Raw genomic sequence first — 6,828 nt, 5'->3', positions numbered from 1 at the left:
TGGAACGACCCCACCTCGGCATCGGCGGCCTACGACCCATCGACCGAATCAACAACGCAACGGGTCAGTACACCTAGCGCCCCTCGAACGCCCGTACGGCCGCGCGCGGCGCGACCTTCAGCAGGCCCGACGCCAGCCGGTACCGCAACGAGGGCGTCGAGATCACGATGCCGCGGCGTACGTCGGCGAGGGCCGCCGCGACCACGCGGTCGGCGTTGAGCCAGGCGACCTCGGGGAGCTGCGTGTAGTCGATCCCGGCCCGCTCGTGGAACTCGGTGTGCGTGAGGCCCGGGCACAGGGCCGTGGCCGTGACGCCCGTCCCGCGCAGCTCGACCGCGAGGCCCTCGGTGAACGTCCGCACCCACGCCTTGGCGGCCGAGTACGTGCCGCTCGCCGTGAGTGCCGCGACCGACGCGACGTTGAGGATCGCGCCGCGCCCGCGCTCGGTCATCTGGCCCGCCGCGGCGTGCGACAGTACCAGGACCGCGCGCACCATGACGTCCAGGGCCTTGACCTCGGCCTCGACGTCACCGCCCACGAAGCGCTGGTGCACGGCGTAGCCCGCGTTGTTGACGAGCAGGCCCACGGGCCGCTGCCCGGCCTCGTCCTCCTCCACGAGGGCGAGGCGTGCTGCGACGCGCGCGGCGTCGTCGGGCACCGAGAGGTCCGCCGGGAGGACCTGGACCCGCACGCCGGCCGCAGCGCGGATCTGCTGCGCGACGCGCTCGAGGCGTTCGGCGTCGCGCGCGACGAGGACCAGGTCGTGACGGGCCGTGGCCAGCTGCCACGCGAACTCGAGCCCCAGGCCGGCGCTGGCGCCGGTGATCAGTGCAGTCGCCATGGACCCAGCCTAGGGGGCCGGGGGCGGTCGGGTGACCCGCAGGCCCGACGGCGCCGCGCACCACCGCGCGTCGGGCTCGGCGGCGGCGTGGGTCGGCCGGGCTAGCCTGTCGCCATGCGTCTCGCCACCTGGAACATCAACTCGATCCGAGCCCGCGCCGAGCGCGCCGTGGCCTTCCTCGAACGCTCGGGCACCGACGTGCTCGCGCTGCAGGAGACCAAGTGCAAGGACGCCCAGTTCCCGCACGCGGTCTTCGAGGCCGCGGGGTACGAGGTCGCGCACTTCGGCCTGAGCCAGTGGAACGGGGTCGCGATCGTCTCGCGCGTCGGGATCGAGGACGTCGAGACGGGCTTCGCGACCCAGCCGCACTTCGGGGCCGAGCCGCACCTGGAGGCGCGCGCGATCGGGGCCACGTGCGGCGGCGTGCGCGTGTGGAGCCTGTACGTGCCGCACGGGCGCGCGCTCGACGACCCGCACTACCCGTACAAGCTCGAGTGGCTGCACAACCTGCGCACGCAGGCCGCGGGCTGGCTCGAGGCGGACCCCGCGGCGCAGGTAGCGCTCGTCGGTGACTGGAACGTCGCACCGCTCGACACCGACGTGTGGGACCCCGCGGTGTTCGCGGGGCACACGCACACATCGCCGGCCGAGCGCGAGGCCTTCGCGGCGTTCACGACAGCCGGGTACACCGAGGTCACGCGGGACTTCTTCCCCGAGGAGCACAAGTACACCTACTGGGACTACCAGCAGCTCCGGTTCCCCAAGAACCAGGGCATGCGGATCGACTACGCGTACCTCTCCCCCGCTCTGCGCGCGCGGGCGACGGGCGTGGAGATCGACCGTGACGAGCGCAAGGGCAAGGGCGCCTCGGACCACGTGCCGGTGATCGTGGACTTCTCGGACTGACGGCGCTGCCCGGCTGCCCGGCCCCCCCGGCTGCCCCCGGTGCCGGTGCCGGTGCCGAGAACGGGGTTGGGGTCGTTCTGGGACTCAGAACGACCCCAACCCCGTTTTCGGCAACAGAGGGTGGGTGACTCAGCCCAGCGTCACGACGACCTTGACCTCGGAGCCCTCCGGCTGGACCGGGATCGGCCGGGTCGGGTCGAGCTCGACGCCGTCGAGCGTCACCGACCGCACGCCCTTCGAGACGTGGTCGGGGTTGCGGACCTCGATCTCGTAGACCGCGCCACGCCACTCACGACGCACCTCGAAGCCGTCCCAGTCCTTGGGGATCGACGGGTCGACGACCAGGCCGTCGAGGGCCAGGCGGACACCGAGGATGTACTTGGTCGCAGCCGTGTACATCCAGCCCGCCGTGCCCGTGAGCCACGGGTTCTGCGCCTTGCCGAACCACTCGTGGTCGCGGCCGTACAGGAACTGCACGTAGGCGTAGGGCTCGGCCCCGCGGACCTCGATGTTGTCGTTCTGGTTGTACGGCAGGATCGCGTCGTAGAACTGCACGGCCTCGTCGCCGCGGCCCAGCATGGCCTCGGCGATGATGGGCCACGCGTTCGGGTGCGAGAAGATCGCCGCGTTCTCCTTGATGCCCGGGTACACGCGCGTCACGAACCCGACCGTGTCGTCGACCTTGGTGAACGCCGGCCAGTTCAGGTGGTTGCCGTACTCCGACCCCAGGAGCTCGCGCACCGAGTCCATCGACGCCTCGCCGCGCTCCTGGGTCGTGATGCCCGCGATGACGGGCCACGCCTGGTGCTCGAGGAAGATCTTGCCCTCGTCGTTGTCGTTCGAGCCGATCTTCACGCCGTCGCGCGTGTAGCCACGGATCCACCAGGCGCCGTCCCACAGCTGGGTGTCGGCGACCTTCGCGATGCGCTCGAGCTCGGCCTCGTACTTGGCAACGTCCGCTGCCGCGCTCTCGTCCCCGGCGGCCGCACGGTGCCGCGCGAGCTCCAGGAACGCCTGGATGGCCCAGGCGTGCAGGAACGTCACGAGGGAGGTCTCGCCGCCGCCCAGGTTCAGGCAGTCGTTCCAGTCCGCGCGCAGGCCCAGGGCCACGCCGTTCTGACCGATCTGCTCGCTCGAGAAGTCGAGCGCGCGCGTGAGGTGCTCGTACACCGTGGCGGGCGTGCCCTCGGCGAACGGGATCACCTCGTCGAGGAACTCCAGGCGACCGGTCTCCTTGACGAACTCGACGACCGACGGCACGAGCCACAGGTGGTCGTCCGAGCACGTGTCCTCGAGCCCGTGGATGAGGTCCTTGGGGTCGGGCGTCGGGACGATCGTCGGCGACGGGACGTCGGGCAGCTTGGGCGCGTCCGGGTCGAACGCCTTGGGCTCGAACAGGTGCAGGCCGTAGCCCGCCTCCGTCTGGGCCCGCAGCAGCTCCACGATGCGCTGGTGCGTCTTGGTCGGGTTGGTGTGGATGACGCTCATGACGTCCTGGGCCGTGTCGCGGAAGCCCAGGCCGCTGCGGCCGCCGACCTCGACGAACGACGCGAAGCGCGACCACACGACGCACGTCTCCGCCTGGAGCAGCGTCCACGAGTTGATCATGGTGTTCATGCCCTCGTGGGGCGTGCGGATGCGCAGCTTGTCCTGCTTGGCCTTCCAGTAGGCCGCCAGGCGGGCGCGCTCGGCGTCGACGGTCGCGACGTCCGCGTACTTGGCCTGCATCGCGCGGCCGGCCTCGGCGCGCGAGCCGTAGCCCAGCATGTAGACGAGGCGCTTGGTCTCGCCGGGCTGGAGTGTGACCTTGTGCTGGAGCGCACCGCAGTGGTTCTGCGTCGTCGCGCTCTCGTTGGAGCCGTGCCCGCGCTCGATCGCGATCGGGTTGGCCTCCGAGCGGTACGGGCCGATGAAGTTGTCGCGCAGCGAGTCGTACGACGACGGCGTCTCGCTCGACGCGAAGTAGTGGAACGTCCACGGCTCGTAGTACGCGTCGTACTCGATGATGCCGTCCTCGTAGGACGAGCCCGTCGAGTAGAGCGACATCTGCAGGTTCTGGTTGTCGATCGTGATGGTGTGGAAGCTGAACTCCACGTACGACCCGACGCTCAGCTCACGGACCTCGTCGGTCGTGTTCGTCAGGCGCACGTCCCAGATCTCGACGTCGTCGTCCAGGGGGATGAAGATCGTCTGCTGGGCGTCGATGCCCTTGTACCGGGCCTCGAACGTCGAGTAGCTCAGGCCGTGGCGGGTCGTCCAGCGACCCGCACCGCCCGCAGGGTCGATCGGGTCGCCGTCGGCCACGAGCGGCTTGCCCACCGGCTGCCACGAGACCGACCAGTAGTCGCCGTCGGCCTCGTCGCGCAGGTACACGTAGTGCCCCGGGCGGTCGAGGGGGACGCCGTTCTGGCGGAACCGCGAGATGCGGCCGGTCTGCGCCGACTTGTAGTACGAGTAGCCGCCGCCGTTGTGGGACAGGACGGTGCAGAAGTCCTTGGTGCCCAGATAGTTCGTCCACGAGACGGGGACGTCGGGGCGCTCGATGACGTACTCGTCGCGAGCTGTGTCGAAATGGCCGTAACGCATCGTCGGGTCGGTTCCTGTCGGTGAGAGGTGCGGGTGGGTGGGTGCGAGGGCTGAGGCTCAGACGCCCGCGGTGACGAAGCCCTTGAGCCAGTCGAGCAGCTCGGTGGCCTTCTCGGGCGAGTCCGCCTCGACGAACATGCGCAGGACCGGCTCGGTCCCGGAGAACCGCAGGAGCGCCCAGTTGTCGTTCTCGAGGACGATCTTGGTGCCGTCGAGGTGGGAGATGCTCACGACGGGGTACGGCCCGACGTGCGTGAGCGGGTCGGCCTCGAGGCGGCGCGGCACGGCGATCCGCATCTCGGGCGTGGAGTCCACGCCTGCCTCGAGAGTGTAGAGGCGTCCCGTGATCTCGTAGATCATCTCGCGCAGCTCGGAGATCTTCTTGCCCGTGCGGGCCAGCATCTCGACCACCAGGGCGCACGCGAAGATGCCGTCCTTGCCGAGGATCCAGCCGCGGACCGTGAGGCCGCCCGAGGACTCGCCGCCGAGCACGGCACCGATCTCCTCCATGCCGGCGGTGACGTGCTTGAAGCCGACCTTGACCTCGCGGGACTCCTCGCCGAAGTGCGCCGCGAGCCGGTCGAGCAGGTGCGTGGTCGCGAGGTTGCGCACGACGCCGCCCTTCTCGCCGCGGAACTCGTGCAGGTACCAGTAGAGGAGGAGCAGGAGGTCGTTGGTCGAGATGTACTCGCCTGTCTCGTCGACGATCCCGATACGGTCCGAGTCGCCGTCGGTCGCCATGCCCAGGTCGTAGCGGCCACCGCCCTGCTTGATCATCGAGATCAGCGTCGACAGGCGCTGGAGGTCCGGCGCGGGGGCGATCCCGCCGAACAGCGGGTTGTGGGCGGCGTGGATGAACTCCGAGCGCACGCGCATGTCGTTGAGGATGGTGCCGAGCGTGAGCTGGCTCGTGCCGTACATGGGGTCGACGATCACGCGCAGGTCCGAGCCGCGCACCGCCTCGACGTCGACGATCTTCTCGATCGCGTCGACGTAGGGCTCGGTGAGGACCTTGTCCACGACGAGGCCGGCCTTGCGGGCGACCGCGAGGTCGAGCGTGATGACGTCGTCGACGCTGAGCGCGTTGGCCTCGTCCTGGTAGCGGTCCGTCTCGTCGTCGAGGGGCAGCGAGCCGTCCTGGCGGAAGACCTTCATGCCGTTCCACTCGGGCGGGTTGTGGCTCGACGTGACGATGATGCCGTAGGCCGCGCCGAGGTACGGGGCGGCGAAGGTCACGAGGGGCGTGGGGACGTCGTCGGGCAGGAGCGTGACCGGGATGTTGTTGCCCGCGAAGACCTCTGCGGCCGCGATCGCGGACTCGCGCGAGAGGAAGCGGCGGTCCCCGCCGATCACGACCCCCAGGCCGTCGATGCCCTTGCGGACCGTCTCGTTCGCGATCGCCTGGCACAGGCGGCGCACGTTGGCGAGCGTGTAGCCCTCGCCGATGATGGCGCGCCACCCGCCCGTGCCGAACACGATCTTGGTGTCGGTGTTCTTCTTGGGCATGAAGAGCCGCTTGAGGAGGATGTCCGCGGCTTCCTGGAGCTCCTCGGGGGTGTTGATGCCCCGGACCTCGTCGGTGTCGTAGATCCGGTACGACGAGATGCTCTTCTGCTTGGCGATGACTCGGCGTGCGAGCTCGGTGAGCCGGTGCTCTCCCCCGGCGACCATGTCCTCGAGCTCGGTGAACAGCAGGTCGGGGGCCGCGACGTAGGCGCCCACGTTCACCTCGGTGGCGGTGCCGTCGGCGTCGGCGCCGCTCGGGCGGTCCTCCTCCTCGAGGATGGCCGTGATCTCACCGTCCTGGCGGACGATGCGCCCGTAGGTGGGCAGGTCCTCGGTCACGACGGCTGCGAGCAGCGAGAGGTCGGCCCCCTTGAGCGTGTGGCGGGTCAGGAGGCCCAGCAGGGACTCGGAGCGCAGGAGCGGGGTGTCGGCGTAGGCCACGAGGACCTCGCTCGCGGGCACGGGGAGCGAGGCGACCGCGGCCCGGGCCGCGAGCGTCGCGCCGCCCGTCCCGGGCAGGTCACGCTGCTCGACGTACCGGAACCCCTCGCCCAGCAGGCCCCGGACGGTCGTGTCCCCGGGGGCGATGACGACCACGATGCGGTCGTCGGGGACGACCTTGCGGACGTTCGCGACGGCGAGCTCGACGACGGTCGCGTCGCCGAGCGGGCGCGTGATGAGCTCGCGGGACGCGTCGTCGATGCCTGCAGCGAGGACCACCGCCGCTCGATCGTTCGTGGTGGCGGGAACCTGTGCGGCCTGTGGCAGGGTCATGACGTCCTCACTGCTCGGTGATGCGTCGCGCGAGGCCCGTGCAGGCCGCGCTCGGTGGGGCACCGGAGAGCCGAGCGAGAAAAGCACGACTCCTTCCAAATCCCTCCCAGGAGGGACCGCGAAAGCCCGGTACCACCACCGATCATAGACGCGCCGGGGACCGACCCGAGGGGCTCCGGAGCCATTTGGGGTGGAATCCTCACAAAATATTCGTC

4 protein-coding genes are annotated in these 6,828 nt (G+C 70.1%); 1 reads left to right on the top strand and 3 read right to left on the bottom strand.

Annotated features, from left to right (window positions below; genetic code table 11):
* Positions 1–73 precede the first annotated feature (73 nt).
* A complete protein-coding gene (locus H9623_RS16360; protein WP_193721081.1) occupies positions 74–841 on the bottom strand; it encodes an SDR family NAD(P)-dependent oxidoreductase in 768 nt (255 codons plus the stop codon).
* Between the two features lie 114 nt (positions 842–955).
* Between H9623_RS16360 and H9623_RS16355 the strand changes: the two genes are divergently transcribed.
* A complete protein-coding gene (locus H9623_RS16355) occupies positions 956–1,747 on the top strand; it encodes an exodeoxyribonuclease III (RefSeq protein ID WP_193721080.1) in 792 nt (263 codons plus the stop codon).
* A 129-nt stretch (positions 1,748–1,876) separates the two neighbouring features.
* Here the strand turns inward: H9623_RS16355 and H9623_RS16350 are convergent, their stop codons facing one another.
* A complete protein-coding gene (locus H9623_RS16350) occupies positions 1,877–4,333 on the bottom strand; it encodes a GH36-type glycosyl hydrolase domain-containing protein (protein WP_193721079.1) in 2,457 nt (818 codons plus the stop codon).
* 57 nt (positions 4,334–4,390) lie between these two features.
* Positions 4,391–6,613, bottom strand: a complete 2,223-nt coding sequence (locus H9623_RS16345; protein WP_193721078.1) for an NTP transferase domain-containing protein — start codon at positions 6,611–6,613, stop codon at positions 4,391–4,393.
* Between the last annotated feature and the right edge of the window lie 215 nt (positions 6,614–6,828).

The sequence above is a fragment of the Oerskovia douganii genome, from assembly GCF_015142735.1.
GTDB lineage: Bacteria > Actinomycetota > Actinomycetes > Actinomycetales > Cellulomonadaceae > Oerskovia > Oerskovia douganii.
This window is presented reverse-complemented; position numbering and strand designations above follow the sequence as displayed.

Excerpts from the sequence above, each read along its gene's own strand:
- H9623_RS16360 (WP_193721081.1), bottom strand. The coding sequence starts at position 841 with ATGGCGACTGCACTGATCACCGGCGCCAGCGCCGGCCTGGGGCTCGAG.
- H9623_RS16355 (WP_193721080.1), top strand. The coding sequence starts at position 956 with ATGCGTCTCGCCACCTGGAACATCAACTCGATCCGAGCCCGCGCCGAG.
- H9623_RS16345 (WP_193721078.1), bottom strand. The coding sequence starts at position 6,613 with ATGACCCTGCCACAGGCCGCACAGGTTCCCGCCACCACGAACGATCGA.
- H9623_RS16350 (WP_193721079.1), bottom strand. The coding sequence starts at position 4,333 with ATGCGTTACGGCCATTTCGACACAGCTCGCGACGAGTACGTCATCGAG.